Origin of the sequence: Amycolatopsis sp. NPDC051128, from assembly GCF_040682715.1 — a bacterium.
Lineage (GTDB): Bacteria > Actinomycetota > Actinomycetes > Mycobacteriales > Pseudonocardiaceae > Amycolatopsis.
Genome location: NZ_JBFBBN010000009.1, coordinates 126,503 through 145,461 on the forward strand (window position 1 = coordinate 126,503; position 18,959 = coordinate 145,461).

Consider the following 18,959-nt stretch of genomic DNA (forward strand, 5'->3'; position numbering starts at 1 on the left):
TCATCTCGGTGGGAAAGGTACTCCTTGTCCCGGCCGTTGACGTGGGGAAAGCTCGCCCGAGGAGGTGGGCATGGGCCGGATCCGGCGGCGCACGGTGCTCGGCGGCGCGGCCGCGGTCACCGTCGGCGGCGCGCTGTCCGCCGCGTGCGCCCCGGCGCCGCGGAAGGGCACGATCGACGACGTCCGCCACGTCGTGGTGCTGATGCAGGAGAACCGGTCGTTCGACCACTACTACGGCACCATGGCGGGGGTACGCGGCTTCGGCGACCGCGCGGCGCTGCGTGACGTCTTCGGCCAGCGCGGCCGCGGCGGGCCGGTGCTGCCGTTCCGGATCGACACGTCCGTTGTGGACGGTCAGGACCTCGGCGAGCTGCCGCACGACTGGAACAGCACCCACCGCGCGTGGAACGGCGGCGCGTACGACAGCTGGGTCGCGGCGAAGAGCCCGATGACGATGGGGTACTTCGCCCGCGACGACGTCCCGTTCCAGCACGCGCTGGCGAGCGCCTTCACGCTGTGCGACCACTACTTCTGCTCGATGCAGGGCCCGACACAGCCGAACCGGCTGTTCCACTGGACCGGCACGATCGACCCCGACGGCGTCGCCGGCGGTCCGGTCACGCACAACTTCCCGGACTACGAGCCGTCGTTCCACTGGACGACCTACCCGGAACGGCTGGAGGCGGCGGGGATCTCGTGGCGGATCTACGCGAACGACGAGGAGCGCGGCGTCCCCGAGCACTTCGTCGGCGACTACGGCGACAACCCGCTGTGGCTGTTCCGGAACTACCACGACTCGCTGTACTCGATGAACCCGGCGAAGCGGCGGCTGGCCGAGCGCGCGAACCTGCGCACGAAGCTCCTGCCCGACTCGGGTAAGGGCAAGGACCTCGACCACGTGCTGGCCGAGTTCCTCGCCGACTGCGCGGCCGGGACGCTGCCTTCGGTGTCGTGGGTCGTGGCCCCGTACGGCTACTGCGAGCACCCGGCGGCCCGGCCGGTCGACGGCGCCGCGTACATCCAACGGATGCTGAAAGCGTTGTGGGACAAGCCGGAACTGTGGGAATCGACCGTCGTCTTCATCAACTACGACGAGAACGACGGCTTCTTCGACCACGTCGTCCCGCCGACGCCGCCGCCCGGCACGCCGGGTGAGTACCTGCCGGGAAACCGGCCGGAGAAGGGCGAGCCGTCCGGGCCGCCCCTCCCCATCGGGCTGGGGCCGCGCGTGCCGATGACCGTCGTCTCGCCGTGGAGCCGCGGCGGCTGGGTGAACTCGCAGGTCTTCGACCACACGTCGGTGCTGCGCTTCCTCGAGACGTGGACCGGGGTCCGGGAGCCGAACATCTCGGCGTGGCGCCGCGCGATCTGCGGCGACCTGACCAGCTGTTTCGACTTCCGGACGCACGACACCACGATCCCGCTGCTGCCGGACGCCGACGCGCTGCGCGCCGAAGCCGACCGGACCCAGGCACGCCTGCCGAAGCCCGGGCTGGGGCCGGGTGCGCTGGTGCAGGAGCCCGGCACGGCGAAGGCGCGCCCGCTGCCGTACCAGCCGGTCGCGTGGGTGACGGCGGAGCCGGATGTCCTGAACCTGCACCTGGCCAACCACGGGACGCAGGCGCTGCAGCTGGCCGCGTACGCCTACCACGCGGGTGGGACGTCGCAGCGCTTCGACGTCGGTCCCGGCGTCTCCACGACAGGCGAAATCGCCTTCAGCGGGTCGTACGACGTCGCCGTCCACGGCCCGAACGGCTTCGTCGTCGAGGCTTCGGGCGGCGCGGGCCTCGACGCCGCCGTCACCTTCGTGAACACGCCCGCACTGCGGATCACGGTGACCAACAGCGGACCGTCGCCGGTCGTTCTGCAGGGCGTCACCATCCCGCCCGGTGGCTCGCACGACTTCCCGGTGCCGGCGAAGAACGGCTGGTACGACGCCCTGTTCGAGGCGCCGGGGTGGCGCCGCCGCTTCGCCGGGCACCTGGAGGACGGCCGCCCGTCACGCACCGGGCCCTAGCGCAGGGCGTCCAGCGCGAACGCGGCGAGCATCGCGACACCACTCGGCATCGCGTCCTCGTCGAAGATCACGCGGTTGGAGTGGTTCGCGGCCGCCTCGGCGGGGTCGACGCCGGGCGGGCACGCGCCGAGGAACGCGTACGCGCCGGGAACGCGCTGCAGGACGTAGGAGAAATCCTCGGCGCCCATCAGCGGGTCGGCGAGCAGTTCGACGTTCTCCGGCCCCAGCACGGCCGCGCCCAGCCGCAGCACCTCGGCGGCGACGCGGTCGTCGTTGACGGTCACCGGGTAGCCGGGCTCGACGTCGGCGAGCACCCGGCAGCCGTGCGCCGCGCCGACCGCCTCGCACACCTTGGGCAGCTCGGTGCGGACCAGCGTGCGCGTCTGCTCGGACAGCGTGCGGATCGTGCCCGCGAGCTCCGCGGTCTCCGGGATGATGTTGGTCGTCGTGCCGGCCTGGATCTTCGTCACCGAGAGCACGGCGGGGTCGAACACGCTGACCCGGCGCGTGATCATCGTGTGCAGCGCCCCGACCATCGCCGCGGCCGCGGGCACCGGGTCGATCGTGTGCTGCGGCGCGGACCCGTGGCCGCCCTTGCCGGTGACACGCACGCTGAACGAGTCCGCCGACGCCATCAGCGGGCCGGGCCGCAGCTGCAGCAGCCCGCTGCGCGCGTTGGCCAGGATGTGCACGCCGAACGCGCGCTCGACGCGGGTCCCGGCGGCGTCGAGCACGCCCTCGTGGATCATGAACCGGGCGCCGTGGTGGCCCTCCTCGCCCGGCTGGAACATGAACACGACCGAGCCGGCCAGCTGGTCCTTGCGCTGCGCCAGCAGCCTGGCCGCGGAGGCGAGCATCGCCACGTGCGTGTCGTGCCCGCACGCGTGCATCGACTCCGGATCCTCGGACGCGAAGTCCAGGCCGGTCTCCTCGGTCAGCGGCAGCGCGTCCATGTCGCCGCGCAGCAGCACGGCCGGGCCGGGGCGCGAGCCGCGCAGGACGGCCGTCAGCGACGTCGTGGCCCGGCCTTCGGTGATCTCCAGCGGCAGGTCGGCGAGGGCCTCGCGGATCGCCGCCTGGGTGCGCGGCAGCTGGAGGCCCTGCTCCGGCCGGCGGTGCACGGCGCGCCGGAGCGCGACGGTGCGGTCCTGCAGCGCCCGCGCGTCGTCGAGGAGTCCGGTGAACGGCGTTCCCGGCAAGGTGGGCAGGTCAGTGGGTCCGGTCATGCTCCCGATAGTGGCGCATGCGGCGCTTCGGGTGCACCGTGCGTGCGCTCCATCGAGCAGCGGAATACGGTGTGCGCATGGCGGTGGATGAGCCGGTCACGGGCTTCGCGGTGGCCGTGGTCCGGGAAGAGGGCCGGTGGCGGTGCAGTGTGCTCGACCCGGGAGCGCTGACCGAGCTGGACGCGGCGATCACTGAACTGGGCAAACTACGTTCCACCGGTGCGGCCTTCGGGCTACTGGCGGTCGACGACGAGTTCTTCGTCATCGTCCGGCCGAGCCCGCGCGGGCCGTCGTTGCTCCTTTCGGACGCGGCGGCGGCACTGGACTACGACATCGCGGCGGACGTCCTCGACGTCCTGCGCGTGGATCCACCGGACGAAGAGGACGACTCCGTCTGGCCCGAGGGCGACCTGGAGATCCTGACGGATCTCGGACTGCCCGGGCCGGAGCTGGAGGTCATCGTCGGCGAGGTCGACCTCTACCCCGACGAGCAGCTGCAGATGATCGCGCAGCGCTGCGGGTTCGGCAGCGAGTTCGCCAAGCTCCTGGACGAGCTCTGAGACGCCCGTCCGACACCGAGGCCGTGGAGGCCGCGCTGGAAGCCGCGCGCGCCCCCGGCGCGGACGTGCCGATCGGGGCGGTCGTGTTCGGCCCCGACGGCGTCCCGCTGGCCGCGGCCCGCAACGCCCGCATCGAGCTGACGGACCCGACGGCCCACGCGGAGGTGCTCGCGCTGCGCGCGGCCGCCCAGGTGGTCGGCGACGGCTGGCGGCTCGAAGGCTGCACGCTCGCGGTGACGCTGGAGCCGTGCACGATGTGCGCGGGCGCGCTGGTGCTGGCCCGGATCGCCCGGCTGGTGTTCGGCGCGTGGGAGCCCAAGACGGGGGCGGTGGGCTCGCTCTGGGACGTCGTGCGTGACCGCCGTCTCAACCACCGGCCCGAGGTCCACGGCGGAGTCTTGGCGACGGAGTGTGCGTCGCTGCTCGAGACGTACTTCGCGACGCGTCGCTGACCCTCGCGGTGGGTACCCCTCCGGTGGGAAAGGAGGTACGTCATGACGATGAAGGACAAGGTCCAGAAGGCGGTCGGCGGCGCTCGCGAGAAGCTCGGCGAGGTGACCGGAAACCGCCGTCTCACGGCAGACGGCCGAGCCCAGCGCCGGACGGCTCAGGTCCGCGAAGTAGCCCACGACCTGCGCTCGAAGGCGCGTGGTCTGGTGCGCGACACCCAGGCCAAGCGGCGAAGCAGGCGTCCGGCCGACCCCTTGTGAGGGTGCGGCAGGCCCTCCGGTATTGTTCTCGGCGGTGGCGTGTCCGAGCGGCCGAAGGAGCACGACTCGAAATCGTGTGACGGCTAATCCCCGTCCGTGGGTTCAAATCCCACCGCCACCGCCATAGGGGCAACGTTCAAACCCCCGGTCGAGACCATGCGACCGGGGGTTTGGTCGTCTTCGGGGGCATCTGACCGGCCCGGAACGCCCGCCGACAGGAACACCGTCTCGCCACCGTCTTGATCATCGTTCAGGGGGTCTGCCGTGGTCGAGGTGATCATCTTGGGCTTATCCAAACTGATTGCCAGTGAGAGCACGCGCAGGCTTGCGAACGGCTCGGTGACCTCGGCTCGCACGATCGCGCCGCGCTCGTTGACGTAGAGCTTCTCGAAGAAACCCTGGTTGAGCTGTCGACGAACGGCAGGCTTCGCCGCTGCGTAGAGCTTGGTGGAATGGCTGGCGACGTACAAGGCGCGGTCGAGCTGCTCATCCAGCTCCTCTAGGCTGGTCTCGTTCTCCTTAAGCTGCGCCTCCGCGTTGCCGAGCTCGACCGTCAAGCGTTGCATCTCCTGCTTGAGCAGATCTTCCGGGATGGCGTCGTTGTACAGCGCCGTCAGCAGCTTTTGGCGCTGCGTTTCGGCCTCCTGAATTCGACGGCGCGCTCGGCGCTTCTCCGTATCAGCGACGGCCTGAAGGCGCGCGAACTCGGCACTGACGCCGGTTCGGATCCACTCCGTTTGCTCGGCTTTCAGCTGGAAGCGGAGGTAGACATCCTCGACACCTTCTTCAACGGCGCTGACCGGGACGGCCTTGCGCTTGCAGTCGTTGCGCTTGCGATGCCGCCCGAGGCACATGAAGTAGTCGTAGGTGCCACCACGGCCGCGGTTGCGGCTGAAGAGCAGCCGAGAACCGCAGTCGCTGCAGTAGATCGAGCCCTTCAGGTAGTGGGCGTGCACCGTGGACTTCTCCCCGGCGAAGTTGTGCGCCTTGAGCACGTCCTGGACGCGGAGCCACGTCTGCAGGTCGGTCAGGGGTTCGTGTGTGCCTTCGTAGTAGGCGCCCTGGAACGGCACGATGCCGGTGTAGTACGGGTTGGTCAGGATGGTGTAAAGGCCGTTGTTGCTAAGCGGCCGTCCGTTGCTGTTCGTCATGCCCTTCGCACCCAGCGCTTCCAGCAGCCTGATGACGGACCACTCGCCACCGGCGTACTCCTTGAAGGCCCAACTCACGAGCGGCCCGCGGACCGGGTCGACTTCGACCCAGCGAATGTCAGCAACCCCCTCGAAGCGCCGCTTGTTGAGGTATCCGACCGGCGCCCGGTACGGCGTCCCGCCGGACTTCGCCTTCTCGCTGAGGCCCTTGATGACCTCCTGGGCCAGGTTGTCCGAATAGAGCTGGGCGAGGCCGGCCTGGATGGTGTAGTTGAACCGGCCTTGCGGTGAGTCGTCGATGAGGTCGACCACCGAAATGAGCCGAGCGCCCGCCGCTGCGATCTGGTCGTTGATCTTGTGGTCGTCGCGGGTGTTGCGCGCCAGCCGGTCGATCTTGTGGATGATCACGAAGCTGGCGCCGAGCGTAGGGAGTTCCCGAAGCATTCGCTGCAACTCAGGCCGCCTCGTCGACTTGGCGGAGTGCCCGGCGTCGACGTACTCCCCGACTACTGTCAGGCCCAGCTCGGCGGCCTTCTTGCGGCACCAGGTGCGCTGGTAGGGGATGGAATACCCCTCGGCGGTGCCGCCAACCTTGGCCTGCTCCTCGGTGCTGACTCGCAGGTAAATGACGGCCAGATTCGATGGGGCCGCAAGCTCGGAGCCTTCGCGTTGCTCGCAGGCGAGCAGCTCACGCAGCTGCTCCGGAGTCAGCTCCTCGAATCGGTCTCGCTGCCGAGCGTGCTGTCGGCTGCTGTACCGGCGCTGGCGGGCTTGGCGCTCCTTCGTGGTGTACGGAACTTCGCGCAGGTCGTCAGCAAGTCCCTGCTCTACGGGGTCATAGTTTGGCTGGCCGTCGTGCCGGCTGCCCGGCTCGATGCTCATCGCCGACCGTCGTCGTCGATACGGCCCTGGATGAAACGGGCGGCCGCCTCAACGCCTGTGATCGTCATGATTTCGGCATCGCAGGCATGCAGTCGGGCCGAAACGTCGTTGATCTGCGCGAGGTCGTGACCGATCCGGGGGTAGTTCCATACGATCACGTACCGGGCGTCACGAAGCTGAGCGAGGTCGTCCAGGAGACTCTGTAGGTCAGTCTGCCGCTCAAGCCGCGCGGGAGTCCCGATGTCGCGGTAAACCCGAAGAACCGTGAGGTTAGACCGCTCAGCGATGCGCAGACACTCGGAGTGTTGGCGTGGATCAAGCTCATTGCCGCAACTGCGAAGATAGATGACAGCGCTGCCTTCACGTGGAATTGCAGTTCCCATGGTATGCCCGTCTTCGACGTAGAATCCTCGATTCCTTGTGGTCAATTTTCCCGTTTGGCCAGTGGTGTGCCAAGGCAGGACAGGCTGTCCTGCCACTGGTGCACAGGACATCGATCAGGAAGATAACGATCGACGGGGGCTGACCAGTTCCCATCCTGGAGTGCCATGGAGAGCTTGGTGCGGCGATTCTGCTCAAGTCAGCAACAACCGGATCTCCGTCAGAAAATCACCACGCCCCGATTTGTGACACGATCAGATTAACGAGTGGCCGCCCCTGAAAACCTGACGTACCGTCGATGGCCCTCGACCGATTGAGGAGTGCCATGAAGCTCAGACAGAGGCTTGGCCAGGTGGGCGCGGTCGTCATCATCACGGCAGCCGGTGTCGTTGGAGCAGCCAGTGCGGCCGATTCTGCCAACCTGCCGGTTTTCCCCGTGATGAATACCAGCGAACAGCCGCCTGACGGCGTGTGGTTCCGCTACGGCCCCGACCCGAGCCAGACCACCCGGACCACCGGTGTCGGCGTCTACCGGGGCGAGCACGTCCGCGTGAAGTGCTACACCATCGGGACGGCGCTCGGCCCGTACAGCAACAAGATCTGGTACTACGCCTACGACGTCGAGCGTCCCACCGCGGCCGGCCGCTCCAACGAGGGTTGGATCAACACGCATTACGTGGACGACGGCATGACGGCGAACCACGCCCACCCAAGCGTGCCGTCGTGCAGCGGTGGTGGCAGCACTCCAGCGCCGATTGTGAAGGCAGTGTACTTTTCGCCGTTCAACGTGAGGGACTCGACGCGGGAGACCTGGTCGTCCGACCCGGCGGTGCACAGCGTCCAGAAAGACGATTGGAAGTCGCCGAAGCAGTGTGTTGACGACTTGGCGCTTGGAAACGTCCCGTCAACGGCCACGGTGCTCACTGGATGGAGCCTTGGTCGCCTCGGCCCCGTTTACGCCATCGCTAGAGCGAGCGGTGCCCAGCGGCAGCAGATCGATGGAATAACCATGATCGATCCCGGCAACCTCACAACCCTGTCAGGATGCGACAACTCGAACATTCTCGTGAAGCCGCCGCTCACCTTCCGGCGGCCGAGCCTCATCCTGGCCGACTGGCTGAAGGCCAACCCGTCCGCCCGGCTGACCATCTTGTCGGGGAACATCACGGCAGAGAACTCGCACGCCGGTATCCAGAAGGTCTACTTCAACGACATGCGGGCTGCGGGCATCGATCGGTCGCGGGTGCTGGTCTGCAACTACTGGGGACCCGGCTCCGCCGAGCACGACCACTGGGAAATGTACCGTGCGGCTATGCCCTACTTGAACAGGATCCTCACGACGTGCCCCGCATTGACGGGGCTGAAGCAGGGCGTCAGCTGGCACCCGTGATCTAAGAGTGGGAACGAAGAACCCCGGCATCATTCGGTGCCGGGTTCTTCGTGCATTCCTACAGCCATAGAGGTTGCCCGTCACGGCGAACCGCCAGATCGATAGCCGTGCGGGGATGGCTAGCAGGCGTGCCACGTGAACGATACCCTTTGCTACGAGCGGAGTAGCCGAAGGCGATCCGGTGCGGTAGGCAGAGTCTGTGGAACTCTGACGAGGCGACCCGACTAGACGTTGTCGCCTGTCTTTTAATTGATCTTGAAATAATCGGCCGGTCTTGCCCGATGTTAGTATAAGCCTAGGTAGTGGACCTGAGGACCACCGGGCCTCCGTGCGTTACCTCAGGTGGTCGTCCGCGGGGAGAGCCGCGCATTGGGAAAGGTATGCCCGTGCCGTCGATAGGGCTAAGCGACTACGAGTCTCGACTGAAGATGGCCGCGCGAACGCTGCTGGCGTGTCAGGGGTACGATGGAGGATGGGGTCTGACCCTGACGTCGGTGTCCTCCATCGTGAATACTTCGGAAGTGCTGAAAATACTTCATGCAGCTGGCGAAAAGGGTGCTCCAGTCGTCGAAGCTACCAGGTATTTAGCGACGTCTATTCGAGTCCATGCCCTTCCTCGACATGAAGGGGGACGCGGAGAGCATACGCGATTCGTCTGTTTTGGTCTTCGTGGTTTGGTGGAATTCCCTCACTTTGTGCTTCGGCAGGATGTACTCGAAGCTATTCTGTGGTGTCTTGGTTGGCTGGAAGAACATCAGACTGAGGGCGGCTGGCCGGAGGTTGCCGGCATTAACGACGCTTCAATCCACCAAACAACCCTTGCGATTATTGCTTTGTCTCGCCTTCGCGACGTCCTACTTGAGTATGGTAGTGGGTACGAGTTAGTGGGAGATGCGGTCACGGTAGACACCGTGTTGAATCGCATTGGGCCTCTGATACTTCACGGTCTGCATGGATTTCTGTATCATCGCCGGACGAGCGGCGCTTGGGGCTGGCGGACGTACGTTGATACTGCGCCGAGTCCCAGCAAGACTGCGCTCTGCCTCTTGGCCACATCGGCTGCCATCGGTAGGGCTGAGGAAGATAATCAATGGTCTATTGACGCTAGTGCGCAATTCGATGTTGGTGGCGCGACGGACGATCTGGCTCAGATGTCGTTGCAAGATGTAGTTGCGCAGGCGACGCAGTGGCTATTGCGAAGTCATGAGCGTTGGGAATATCTGATCGAAGATGATAAGGACGTGCAAGGAACGGCATGGAACCATATGGCGTACGGCCTGTGTGTGCATGCGGCGCTTGAGGGCGGCGCAAATCCCTATGATGAACGGCTCGTTAAGGCCTGGAAATATATGGCATCACTGTGGGATGCTGAATCGAAAATGTGGGCAGAGCCAGGTGCGTCGGCGACGATCCCGACGGTCAGGGCCGCTTACTATACGGTCTGCGCCTATGAGCAAGCGAGGCTCCGACTTGGCGACATTGGCATGTCAGAGCAGCTTGCGTCAATCAGGGCGGCTGGCCGCGGTGGCGAATCGGATGATGTGGCAGTGAGCGCCGTCCGACTCGAAGCTAACGGAACGATCGTGATTGAGACGGAGAGTGGTAGCTATAAGTGCGCAGTAAGCGAAAATCTGCTCAAGCTGGTCCAGGTATTGATCTCTGAGCCGAGCAAACCGCGATCTCGGCAAGAGCTCGCGGTCGAAATGCGGATCTCTGAAAACTCCGTGTCGCAATATGTTAAACGCCTGAACGAGAAAATAGAGAAAGCTTCAGATGGTAGGATTGTCCGGCTTGTCAGATCTCAGAGCGCCGCTGGCGGGCGGGGCTATCAACTTCCGACCTAGGCCTATTGCTCGCCGGAATCTGGATGGTTTACGATCGCGTATCGCGCAAGGGATCGAACTTGATCGAACGTCTTAATGTGATCGAGTTCGTCTAGTGAGAACCATCTTGCGTCATGAACCTCCGTCAACTGTGGATGTATCGACGCACTACGGTCTGCTCGGCGCATAAAGAAGAACTGGACTAGTGCTGGCAGCTTGAATCCCTCGCGCTCGACATCCACGTAGAAGGGCGCAGGTTCCGGTGTGGCGTTGTCATCAGCAGGATGTATTTCAGGGCTCGCGGACAAAGTTGTCACCGAGAGGCCGGTTTCTTCACAGAATTCGCGAGCAGCGGTTTCTGCGAAGGTTTCGCCCGCCTCGACGTGTCCGCCAGGGGGGACCCATTTGTCAAACCCGTTGTGGTGCACAAGAAGTACCTTGGCGTCCTCTACTAGATACCCTGCGCAGATGAGGAAATAGCCGTAGTCCTTGCTGGCTCCGTACCGGTGTATTTGGATAGGCCCTGTCGTCACAATCTGATCATAACAAGTTTAATAATGTTCGTCTATTCCGCACCGTGACGTCTCTATGACATGTCACGGTGCGGAGACTGTCATGTCAGTGTCTGTGACACTCAGACTGTCACAGAACCATCCGCAAAAGGTCAACTTTGATCGTCACGAGCCCAACGGCTCGGCAGACGAGCTGAACCCATGCGTGTGGGCAGCTCCGTAGACGAGGAGCTACAGGATGGACGTAACGAGCTGGCTGGCTGTGGAGCACTGGGTGGTCGCCGTCAGCGACCAGTTGTGGGTGCGTCTGCTCGCGATCCTGGGTGCAGTGATCCTGCTGATCCAGATCTTCAAGCAGGCTGCGCGGTTCGTGCGCTGGGTGGGCCGGGTCGTGCGGCGGGTTCGTCGACTCGTCCGGGTTGGGGTGCGCGCCCTTTCGAGGTGGATCGAGCGTCATGAGCAGGACTGCGAGTAGCGAACGTGCGAAGGCTTCCCGCCTGCCGGCGCGAGCTGCGGGACGGTGAGTTCAGAGCTGACTTGCCGTCGTGGGCCTTGGGGGATGTCGCGGTTGGCTGGGCGGACGCGCAAGGCCAGGAATCTCGAGCACAGGGCCGCGGTGGGATTACCGGGGTTGTGCGGGAGCCGTGACGCCAGGTCACCATCTTCCCGGTCTTCCGTCCGGTGGTCATGACCAGGGTTGCAGGTTGGCGGGCTGGTCGCGGTAGCGCGGGACCGGGCTCCGGCCGACACCGGGGGTGTAGGGCAAGGTCTGCGGAACCGTGGCGGCGTTCCGGCGGAAACATTCAACGATGACAGGGCGGCGGTCAGCTCGCCGCCAGTGGCCAAGAGGGTGGCGGCTGGCGGGGTGTCGATCGTCATGGATGGACTGTGCTAGTCGGTGGTGTAACACGCGAAGCGTCAAGGGCGACCTAGTGCACCAGGAGACTCACCGCTCGATGGTGCGAGGTGAAGCATGGCCAATATGTATTCTGTACGTAACTGCCCAACAAGCCACGAGGTCAGGCGGTAGCGATGGGAGCATCGCGTCGGGCGCAGTACGATCAGAGTCAGATTGACTGGGAGCGGCTTCAGCAGTTTGCGGTTAGAGTTGCTCGCGAAACCAAGGCGCCTCGACATTCGGGAACTAACGTTCGGCAGGAGTCGCGCACTCGCGAGGTTCGGGGTGGCTTGTTCGGTCTTTCGAAGCGGATCGAGCGGTATACGGTCCCCGTCTCCTCAAGAGTGTGTCCAGACTACTGGGTTCTGGATCAACGCCTCTATAAGAAGGTGACCCGCGGTCGAATCGAGAACACAATCGTAACTAGGGTTTTGTATTGCCTAGGGGTAGACGGGGAGCTGTTCGTTCGCCACGAGAGTTACGAAGGTATCTTAGAGGATATCAATTATCAGGAGATTCCCGAGGAGCCGACTGTTTACCCAATGGCCGAAGGGAATGCTCAGCTGTTTGACTTTGAACCAGGTCACGCCAGTCATGCGGACGGACCCGTACTGATAAGCAACAGTAATATTCCTGACCGACGGCGCTTGAAATTTGACGCGAAAGGTGTCGGCCTTTCCGTGGCACTCAAAAAGCTGCTGGCCAGCTCCTAAAAGAGCGCCGGATTAGATTGACTCGGCGGAGCCTGGAGCGCTAACGCTGGATCGAATGATGGTTGATCACCTTTCTGAAGGACGCCAATGAATAGCTCGCCGGAAGACCAAGAAACTGACGATCGAAGTCGACAGCGCTGGTGGCGGCTGACCGGCTCCGAGAAGAAGCTTTTCCGCCGGTATGCGGCACCGCTTCTCGCAGTGGTCGGCGTGGCTTCGGGGATTGCGCAATACTTCGCGCAGCACGCCAATAGTGGTTGGCAACTATTGGCGATATCCTTAGCTATAGTGGGCGCTGGCGGGCTCGCAGTCCTCGTCGTTGTCGTAGTCCGCGAACGTGGAGGACGTCGGGTGGCGCTGCGGTGGTATACGATCGTTATCGCATCGGTCCTACTACTTGCCACTGGTGTGCTGGGTGGAGTGGTCGGTAGCAGCATCGCTGATTTGAAGAACCGCAACGCAGGTCAGTCGACCGCCTCGTCTTCTACCCCGCCGAGCGCGCCAGCTTCGCCGGCCAGCGTGTCTACGCCGTCGAGTGGTTCCGGCCCTTCTGTCGTCTTCCGAGTTTATTCCGATGTGTACTCGCCGCCTCCAGTGCCAGGAATCAGTATCGAAAAGGGGCAAACCGTACACGTTACGCAGAACAATCCAAGTGAGAAGTGGGCCTGCGCGCAGCAGGAGACACCTTTTACGGGGATTGAAGGCGCGGAACACGCAGGCGACTCTGAAACCTTCGAGGTTCCCGGTCAGAATATTTGCCTCCTTTTGGGCAAGGTGGGAAACGAGAAGAAGTGGCGACCAATCGGGCCGAAGTTTGAATTTGTGGCGGAAGAGTCTGGCGCCCTTAGGCTCATGGTGAATGAGATCCCTCCTGACAAGTGTCCTTATGCCGACAAGCTCCCTGCTACGTTCCCGAACCCGCACTGCTACGCGGACAACCAAGGGTCCATTGAAGTGACGGTTAGCGTCAGCTAGGCGACTGCTGCTGGATATAAATTTATCGTGGTGCTAATTGACATATGGGCCACCTGTGTCCATAATATCTGATGAAACTCCCGCTGATTCGATATTGACCTGACGGCTGTGGTAGACGGCAGCGCATCCAATTAACCACCGTCTTCTGTGGCTGTCGACGGCCGAACTTACCACTGCGAGACGGTTGGATAACCTGGACTCTGTGCAACTTCGGAACCAGGTGTCGTTGGTTCGAATCCAACCGGGTGTACCAAATATAACAGATAAGACAACTTCTATGTCGAGCTTGAAATTTAAGGTTTGACGGCAACGTGCGACAAGTTGACGGCAACGCTCCCGAGCGTTGCCGTCTTTGTTTTGCTCGCTTTCCTCGCCGAATAAGGCAGCTTCGACTTGTGAGAGCGACGCTCGTCGACTGACCGGCGTGTCGTGCTGGTAGATCTGCTGTGTGATCGAGATGTCCGAGTGTCCGAGGATGAGCTGGACGTCTCGAACCGGCACGCGTAGATCCTTCAGGAGGGTCGCCGTGGTGTGGCGGATCTGGTGGATGGTGATGAGTCGGATGCCATGATCGTGGCAGATCTGCTGGAACGACCGCACGAGGTTGCGCGGCTCGATCGGGGTGCCGTTACGGCTGGCTAGGACCGTGCCAGTGGAATCCAGATCAGCTGCTTGTCGATCTCGGAGTGATTCTAGGAGTCGGCGCACGGCGCCGAGCATCGGCAGGTCGCGGCGGCCGGCCGCCGTCTTGACCGGACCGATATGCAGCCCTGTCGTGACACGTTGGACCTGCTGCCGGATCCGGATCACCGAAGCGGCGAAGTCGACGTCGCACCACCGGAGCCCGAGCACTTCGCCGCGTCGCAGCCCGTACAAGACGAGGAGGACAAAAGCTGGGTACAGCGTGTCGGCTTGGGCGGCAGCGAGGAACGCCTTGGCCTCGGCCATCGTCCATGGTCGAACGTCTTTCTGCTCCCACTTCGGCAACTCGACGAGCTGAGCGACGTTCCGGTAGACGAGCTCTTCGCGGCGGGCGCGACTGAGAGCGGAGCGCAAGGTCTCTCGTAGGATCTGGACGCTGCGTACGGACTTGCCTGCGGCGAGCTGCTGATTGAGGAACGTCTGTACCGCTTGTACGGACAGCCGAGCGATCTGCCGCTGACCGAGCCCAGGCTTGAGGTAGAGACGTACGGCTGCTTCGTAGCGATCGTATGTCGCAGGTCGGCGGTTTGGCTTGATGATGTTTTCAAGCCAGTAGTCGAGGAAGTCTCCAAGCCGCCACGTTTTGTCGGGAACCGGGACGCCGCGTTGCTCCTGCGCCCTTGAGTTCACGAGCTTGGCGTGGACGTCGGCGCGAGTCTTCCCGTAAAGGCGGATTCGCTTCCGGATCCCGCTCGCCGTCGTGACGTACAGCGCAGCCTCGTACCGGCCGTCCTTGCGCCGGTAAATGGTCCCTTCCCCGTTGGCATTGCGGCCAGCCATCAGCCAACCGCCTCCGAGCGAAGTCGGTCGACGAGTTCGTCGATGGTTGCGCTAGGAATGAGATGGCGGCGGCCGATGTGGATGGTCTTGAGCTTGCCCCGCTGAACAAGCCGGTAGAACGTCCAGCGACTGACCCGAAGCCGACGGCAAGCTTCGTCGACGGTCAGCAGGATCGGCGGTCCGTTGGCTGGTTCATTGAATGATGGTCCTGGTGTGATTTCTTTTTTCATAAAGCCTCTCTTCTTGTTATACCTCATTTCCTGTCTTGTGCTAAGAGCAAGCTATTCGGTGGCCCGCGATAAGGGTTAGTTTTGAGCATCGTTACGTCTCCCGTTGTTGGTTGTAAGAGGTCACAGGTAACGCGGGGAAGTGCGCTACCTGTGACCCTGACGCCGCTACTCCGATTCGGGAGTGCGGCGGCTCCGAGTGGCGGCCTTGGCGGGCGGGTCTGCGGCCGGCGCCGCCTTGGCATCCGGCTGCGGCCCCTTCTCACCGAACAGTCCTTCGATCGCCGCCTTGCGCGCGGCGGCTTCCTTCTCGATCTCCGCCAGGGCCTCGGCGGCCCGCTTGGCGAAGTCGGGTTCGGACTGCTTGTTGGCCACGTACTGCTCGACGGCACGAAGCACGGCGACGTTCAGGCTGATGTCGTCGAGCTGCGCGACCAGCGAAAACTGGGCGTGCAGGCCCGGCGGCAGCTTGACGCCGAGTGTCTTGGTGCCGTTGGTCGGATCAGTCACCTGATCACCTCCTCGGTGTGGTGCGACCGCCCATGCCCGCGAATACGGGCAGTGGTGGGCAGCCGCAGGCCACCGAGGAGCGGCAGGAAGCGCGCGGCTCAGCGCATGAAGATGTGCGTCTTGCCGTCGGCGCCCTCGACGATGTCCCAGTGCTGGCGGGCCTCGCGGACGAACTTCTCATAATCGATGCGGACGAACCGCCGCAGTCCCTTGTCCACGACGCGGTCAAGGTGCAGATTCCACTGCATGTCGTCGCCGAAAGCGCGCGCCCACGCTTCTGGCGAGTCGAACGTGCCGACGTACAGGTCATCGAAGCGCTCGAGTGCGTCTTCGTCCCGAATGTCGATCAACGTGAGGTAGGCGCTGTAAGCCGGACCGTAGCGATAGACGTTGTGAGCGACCTTCGCGATGATGGCGAGCGGTGTGTCCTTCTGGATCTTGTCGGTATCGAAGCCGGTGTGGGCGTCGATGGCGAACCGGTCGGCGTTCGGAACCGGCGAGGCCATGAGCAGCGCCACGATCTGCTCTTGCAGCTCGGGCAGTGGGTCGGTGGCATCGAGCCAGCGGCCATGGACCCGGCCGGCCTCGTGCGCGGCCACGTCGGCGACGTAGATGCGGGGCGGCTGGTCGGGTAGCAGCTCGGGCCCTTCGACCGGCTGTTCGCCAGAGCTGAGATCAGGATGCGCCTGTTCGTACTCGATGACGGCTTCGGCGTCGTCCGGCGACAGGCCAGCCTCGACGAGTTCCTCGAGCTGCGCGCGGTTCCGTCGCCGCTGCTCGCTGGCTGCGGCGCGGGCCTGCTCGATGTTGTCCTGAAGGGCAAGGTCGTCGGTCCCGTAGCTGTTGACGGCGGGGCGTTCACCTCCTTCCTGTGGTGTCTGGGGTTGTCGTTCCATGGTTCCTCCTTTCAAGTTATGTACGTGGGTGTGGTGCGCCTACGGCCGGAAGACGTGGATGCCCTCGCTGCCATGGGCGACGTAGACATCACGGCTGGCATCCTTGGCCCATGCGCCGTAGTCGAGACGGACGTAGGGGGTCATCTCAGGATCGAGGCGCTGCCTGATTTGCTCTGGCCACTGCAGCTCGTTCAACGCAGCGCGTCCCCAAGCGTCGAGATTCGCGTAGGTGCCGAGGTAGTGGTCGCTGAACTGGTTGAGCTGCTGCGCCTCGGTGCCACGCCAGTCGACATAGGCCGCGAAGGCTTCGCCGTGGTGCACGACCCCGCGGGCGAGGCACGAGATGAGCGCGGTGTCTTGCTGTCCGGACAGCGCCATGCCAGCGAAGTCCTGCGTGTCGTGGATCGCCCACGCATCAGCGCCAACGGTCGGGGAACTGTCCAGCATGGCCGCGATGTCAGCGTCCAGATCATCGGGATCCTGGTCTGCGTCGATCCATAGTCCGTGCCGAATGCCGCGCTCCAGACTGGCGAGGTCGGCAGCGTAGAGGTGGGGCACGTAGCGACGAAGTCGTTCGGTTGCATCGTCCCCGGACGGAGAAGGCTTACGCTCGTCGCTACCGCCCGGCTGTTGTTCCATCGCCATAGTGGTTCCTCCTTTCGTTGCTGGGCTGTTTGGTCTGCTCTTGCTCCGGCCCTGCCCGTGCCCGCCACTCAGCGAGTCGCTTCTCAGCCATGCGGGCGTAGTCGGGGTTGAGCTCGATGCCGATCCAGTCCCGCTCGTACGTCTCGGCGGCGATGGCGGTCGTGCCGGAGCCGAGGAAAGGGTCGAGCACGATGCCCCGACGAGGGGGCGCGTGGCAGTCACAGACAGCTCTGAGGGGGCCGGTCGCAAGCCGCCGACCGTCGATCACCCGGGCGGCTCGGCGCCACGGTTGTCCACAGGCTGTGCACACTTTGGCTGGACATGTGGACAAGATCGGGCGACGGAGGAGCTCCAACGGGAACGTCGCGAAGTGCGCCCCGCGGAAGCTGGCCGAGGCGATGCGCCAGACATCGCCGGGGTTCTTGCCGAGCGGGTGGCTGTTGATCCCGGCCGCACGCAGTTCAGCCAGGCCGCGGTTCAGGTCGATGCGGGGCGTCGTCCCTGCTCCCAGGCTGGGCACGGCGTATCGCGGCAGCGACGAGGCGTCGCGCCCACGCGTCGCAGTTGTGGGGTCGGCTGGTTCGCGAATGGCGTCCAGGTCGAAGAAGTACGTCGGCCTGCGTGTGAAGAGGTAGACGAACTCGTGGGTGTTGGTCAGCCGGTCGCCGACGCTTTGCGGCATTGGGTTGGTCTTGGCCCAGACGATCTGGTTCCGCAGCAGCCAGCCAGAGCGTGTCAGCCGCAGCGCAACGCGTGGCGGCCCGAGCAGCAAGCTCTTCTTACTGGCCCCTTCCCGAGGTGCGCGGCTGTAGCCGTCACCGAGATTGAGCCACAAGCTGCCGGTCGACGTCAGCACCCGGGCCAACTCGTCGCACACGGCCGCGACGGCATTCGCCCAGTCGTCGACGGTGCCTTCGGCGCCGAGCTGGGCTACCTCGCCGTAGTCGCGCATGGCGAAGTACGGCGGGCTCGTGACGATGCAGTCCACCGACTCGTCCGGTAGCTCGGCCAGCCGCGCCAGGGCGTCACCGACGAGGACGCGCCCCAGCGGGAGTGCGCTGCCCGCCGCCCTCATACGACACCTCCCGTCGGCGGGAGCTGCATCAGCTGGTCGGCCGCGCTGCTGGTGAGGGCAATGATGAACAGTGCTTGTGCGTCGCCCGGGAGACGCCGGACCACTTCCTTGATCGTGTCCAGGCGGCGTCGATCTGGCACCAGCCACCAGACCTGCGGAAAGACGTCGTGGTCGCGCTGTTCCTGGCCGCTGCGGTAGTAGTCGACGTAGACCCGGCACTGGCGCGCGATCGTCGAGCGGCTTTCGGTGGCCATGTCCATCTCGACGAAGTGGCTCAGCTCGTAGTCGCCGACAGTGACGCGGACGAAGACGTCTGGCTTCAAGATGCGGCGGTCGCCGCCGAGGCCGGCGAAGCGTCGCCAGCTGGCGGGTTCGGCCCGCAACTCGTCGACATGTCCCCGGCCGACGCGAGCACGCTCGTACAGCTCGATCGCCAACTCGCCGATCGCAAGGGTGTGATCTTGGAAGGCTGGCTTGGTCTCGATGACCCGGCGATGCTTGGTGGTCGTACCGGTGAGGACATCGAGCACGGCTTGGCCCCAGCCGCTGAGGCCGTAGACGAACCCATCGGAGCCGGCGTGCACCCCGCCGACCTGCCGAGCTAGTCGGACGACGAGCCGACGTCCGGCCAAGCGGTTCAAAGCGGCGCGGGCCTTACGCGCCTGGGTCGTGAACTGACCACCACCGAAGTGCAGCCGGCGAAGCTGTTCTCCGGACATGAGCCTGAATTCACGGAGACTGAGAAGGATCGCTGCGTCGCGTTCGCCGAGCCGGGCAGCCAGCCGCCCCGCGTGGCCTGGCCGGTTCATTGGAAACCTCCGTGAACGGCCAAGTGTCGATGTCGCCAACTCGACCTTTCCCCTGGTAAGCGGCGTGTTGATCTGAG

The 18,959-nt window shown here is 64.3% G+C and carries 19 protein-coding genes and 1 tRNA gene; 9 read left to right on the forward strand and 11 right to left on the reverse strand.

Features of this window, described 5'->3' with window-relative positions; genetic code table 11:
• Window positions 1-70: 70 nt before the first annotated feature.
• Window positions 71-2,017 carry a phosphocholine-specific phospholipase C gene (locus AB0M82_RS12965; RefSeq protein ID WP_364720782.1) on the forward strand — a complete coding sequence of 649 codons (1,947 nt, stop codon included), beginning with the start codon at window positions 71-73 and terminating at the stop codon, window positions 2,015-2,017.
• Here AB0M82_RS12965 and AB0M82_RS12970 read toward each other — a convergent pair.
• On the reverse strand, window positions 2,014-3,243 hold the full coding sequence (locus AB0M82_RS12970; RefSeq protein WP_364720785.1) for a M20 family metallopeptidase: 1,230 nt from the start codon (window positions 3,241-3,243) through the stop codon (window positions 2,014-2,016). The two genes, AB0M82_RS12965 and AB0M82_RS12970, sit on opposite strands and share 4 nt — an antisense overlap.
• Before the next feature lie 77 nt (window positions 3,244-3,320).
• Between AB0M82_RS12970 and AB0M82_RS12975 the strand changes: the two genes are divergently transcribed.
• From AB0M82_RS12975 to AB0M82_RS12990, 4 genes are all read left to right on the forward strand, one after another.
• Window positions 3,321-3,803: a tRNA adenosine deaminase-associated protein gene (locus AB0M82_RS12975; RefSeq protein WP_364720788.1), complete on the forward strand. Its 483-nt coding sequence runs from the start codon at window positions 3,321-3,323 to the stop codon at window positions 3,801-3,803.
• A 23-nt stretch (window positions 3,804-3,826) separates the two neighbouring features.
• Window positions 3,827-4,255, forward strand: coding sequence for a nucleoside deaminase (locus tag AB0M82_RS12980; protein ID WP_364720791.1), 429 nt, complete (start codon window positions 3,827-3,829; stop codon window positions 4,253-4,255).
• A 42-nt stretch (window positions 4,256-4,297) separates the two neighbouring features.
• Window positions 4,298-4,513, forward strand: a complete 216-nt coding sequence (locus AB0M82_RS12985; RefSeq protein ID WP_364720794.1) for a CsbD family protein — start codon at window positions 4,298-4,300, stop codon at window positions 4,511-4,513.
• 33 nt (window positions 4,514-4,546) lie between these two features.
• Window positions 4,547-4,637 (forward strand) — tRNA-Ser (locus AB0M82_RS12990).
• Here AB0M82_RS12990 and AB0M82_RS12995 read toward each other — a convergent pair.
• A complete protein-coding gene (locus tag AB0M82_RS12995) occupies window positions 4,597-6,546 on the reverse strand; it encodes a recombinase family protein (RefSeq protein ID WP_364720796.1) in 1,950 nt (649 codons plus the stop codon). The genes AB0M82_RS12990 and AB0M82_RS12995 overlap by 41 nt on opposite strands.
• Window positions 6,543-6,929, reverse strand: coding sequence for a recombinase family protein (locus AB0M82_RS13000; protein ID WP_364720799.1), 387 nt, complete (start codon window positions 6,927-6,929; stop codon window positions 6,543-6,545). Before AB0M82_RS13000 ends, AB0M82_RS12995 begins: the two co-directional genes overlap by 4 nt.
• Before the next feature lie 323 nt (window positions 6,930-7,252).
• On the opposite strand from AB0M82_RS13000, the gene AB0M82_RS13005 reads away from it, so the two are divergent.
• Both AB0M82_RS13005 and AB0M82_RS13010 read left to right on the forward strand, forming a co-directional pair.
• Window positions 7,253-8,317 (forward strand): hypothetical protein, encoded by a 1,065-nt coding sequence (locus tag AB0M82_RS13005; RefSeq protein WP_364720801.1) that lies wholly within the window; start codon window positions 7,253-7,255, stop codon window positions 8,315-8,317.
• 494 nt (window positions 8,318-8,811) lie between these two features.
• Window positions 8,812-10,161, forward strand: a complete 1,350-nt coding sequence (locus AB0M82_RS13010) for a helix-turn-helix domain-containing protein (protein WP_364720803.1) — start codon at window positions 8,812-8,814, stop codon at window positions 10,159-10,161.
• Window positions 10,162-10,163: 2 nt separating this feature from the next.
• On the opposite strand, the gene AB0M82_RS13015 is transcribed toward AB0M82_RS13010, so the two are convergent.
• Window positions 10,164-10,673 carry an NUDIX hydrolase gene (locus AB0M82_RS13015; protein ID WP_364720806.1) on the reverse strand — a complete coding sequence of 170 codons (510 nt, stop codon included), beginning with the start codon at window positions 10,671-10,673 and terminating at the stop codon, window positions 10,164-10,166.
• Between the two features lie 217 nt (window positions 10,674-10,890).
• Here AB0M82_RS13015 and AB0M82_RS13020 point away from each other — a divergent pair, with 217 nt between their 5' ends.
• On the forward strand, window positions 10,891-11,127 hold the full coding sequence (locus AB0M82_RS13020) for a hypothetical protein (RefSeq protein ID WP_364720808.1): 237 nt from the start codon (window positions 10,891-10,893) through the stop codon (window positions 11,125-11,127).
• A gap of 1,223 nt (window positions 11,128-12,350) precedes the next feature.
• The gene (locus tag AB0M82_RS13025; protein WP_364720810.1) at window positions 12,351-13,238 is read left to right on the forward strand and encodes a hypothetical protein; all 888 of its coding nucleotides are present in this window, start codon (window positions 12,351-12,353) and stop codon (window positions 13,236-13,238) included.
• A 33-nt stretch (window positions 13,239-13,271) separates the two neighbouring features.
• On the opposite strand, the gene AB0M82_RS13030 is transcribed toward AB0M82_RS13025, so the two are convergent.
• The 7 genes from AB0M82_RS13030 to AB0M82_RS13060 all read right to left on the reverse strand — a co-directional run bounded on the left by AB0M82_RS13030 (window position 13,272) and on the right by AB0M82_RS13060 (window position 18,882).
• Complete coding sequence (locus tag AB0M82_RS13030) at window positions 13,272-14,720, reverse strand: site-specific integrase (protein WP_364720812.1); 1,449 nt, start codon at window positions 14,718-14,720, stop codon at window positions 13,272-13,274.
• On the reverse strand, window positions 14,720-14,950 hold the full coding sequence (locus tag AB0M82_RS13035) for a helix-turn-helix domain-containing protein (protein ID WP_364720815.1): 231 nt from the start codon (window positions 14,948-14,950) through the stop codon (window positions 14,720-14,722). The genes AB0M82_RS13030 and AB0M82_RS13035 overlap by 1 nt, the downstream gene beginning before the upstream one ends.
• Window positions 14,951-15,115: 165 nt before the next feature.
• Window positions 15,116-15,457, reverse strand: coding sequence for a hypothetical protein (locus AB0M82_RS13040; protein ID WP_364720818.1), 342 nt, complete (start codon window positions 15,455-15,457; stop codon window positions 15,116-15,118).
• 98 nt (window positions 15,458-15,555) lie between these two features.
• Entirely contained in the window at window positions 15,556-16,353 is a 798-nt protein-coding gene (locus AB0M82_RS13045; RefSeq protein WP_364720820.1) for an antirestriction protein ArdA, read from the reverse strand.
• A gap of 39 nt (window positions 16,354-16,392) precedes the next feature.
• Complete coding sequence (locus tag AB0M82_RS13050; RefSeq protein WP_364720823.1) at window positions 16,393-16,998, reverse strand: antirestriction protein ArdA; 606 nt, start codon at window positions 16,996-16,998, stop codon at window positions 16,393-16,395.
• Entirely contained in the window at window positions 16,970-18,073 is a 1,104-nt protein-coding gene (locus AB0M82_RS13055; RefSeq protein ID WP_364720825.1) for a site-specific DNA-methyltransferase, read from the reverse strand. The genes AB0M82_RS13050 and AB0M82_RS13055 overlap by 29 nt, the downstream gene beginning before the upstream one ends.
• The gene (locus tag AB0M82_RS13060; protein ID WP_364720827.1) at window positions 18,070-18,882 is read right to left on the reverse strand and encodes a replication-relaxation family protein; all 813 of its coding nucleotides are present in this window, start codon (window positions 18,880-18,882) and stop codon (window positions 18,070-18,072) included. The genes AB0M82_RS13055 and AB0M82_RS13060 overlap by 4 nt, the downstream gene beginning before the upstream one ends.
• Window positions 18,883-18,959: the final 77 nt, after the last annotated feature.

Bases quoted from the DNA above. Each gene is read 5' to 3' on its own strand.
- AB0M82_RS12975 (WP_364720788.1), top strand. From the start codon at position 3,321: ATGGCGGTGGATGAGCCGGTCACGGGCTTCGCGGTGGCCGTGGTCCGG.
- AB0M82_RS13035 (WP_364720815.1), bottom strand. From the start codon at position 14,950: ATGAAAAAAGAAATCACACCAGGACCATCATTCAATGAACCAGCCAAC.
- AB0M82_RS12985 (WP_364720794.1), top strand. From the start codon at position 4,298: ATGACGATGAAGGACAAGGTCCAGAAGGCGGTCGGCGGCGCTCGCGAG.
- AB0M82_RS13005 (WP_364720801.1), top strand. From the start codon at position 7,253: ATGAAGCTCAGACAGAGGCTTGGCCAGGTGGGCGCGGTCGTCATCATC.
- AB0M82_RS12970 (WP_364720785.1), bottom strand. From the start codon at position 3,243: ATGACCGGACCCACTGACCTGCCCACCTTGCCGGGAACGCCGTTCACC.
- AB0M82_RS13030 (WP_364720812.1), bottom strand. From the start codon at position 14,720: ATGGCTGGCCGCAATGCCAACGGGGAAGGGACCATTTACCGGCGCAAG.
- AB0M82_RS13000 (WP_364720799.1), bottom strand. From the start codon at position 6,929: ATGGGAACTGCAATTCCACGTGAAGGCAGCGCTGTCATCTATCTTCGC.
- AB0M82_RS13025 (WP_364720810.1), top strand. From the start codon at position 12,351: ATGAATAGCTCGCCGGAAGACCAAGAAACTGACGATCGAAGTCGACAG.
- AB0M82_RS13055 (WP_364720825.1), bottom strand. From the start codon at position 18,073: ATGAGGGCGGCGGGCAGCGCACTCCCGCTGGGGCGCGTCCTCGTCGGT.
- AB0M82_RS13020 (WP_364720808.1), top strand. From the start codon at position 10,891: ATGGACGTAACGAGCTGGCTGGCTGTGGAGCACTGGGTGGTCGCCGTC.
- AB0M82_RS12995 (WP_364720796.1), bottom strand. From the start codon at position 6,546: ATGAGCATCGAGCCGGGCAGCCGGCACGACGGCCAGCCAAACTATGAC.
- AB0M82_RS13045 (WP_364720820.1), bottom strand. From the start codon at position 16,353: ATGGAACGACAACCCCAGACACCACAGGAAGGAGGTGAACGCCCCGCC.
- AB0M82_RS12965 (WP_364720782.1), top strand. From the start codon at position 71: ATGGGCCGGATCCGGCGGCGCACGGTGCTCGGCGGCGCGGCCGCGGTC.
- AB0M82_RS13050 (WP_364720823.1), bottom strand. From the start codon at position 16,998: ATGGCGATGGAACAACAGCCGGGCGGTAGCGACGAGCGTAAGCCTTCT.
- AB0M82_RS13060 (WP_364720827.1), bottom strand. From the start codon at position 18,882: ATGAACCGGCCAGGCCACGCGGGGCGGCTGGCTGCCCGGCTCGGCGAA.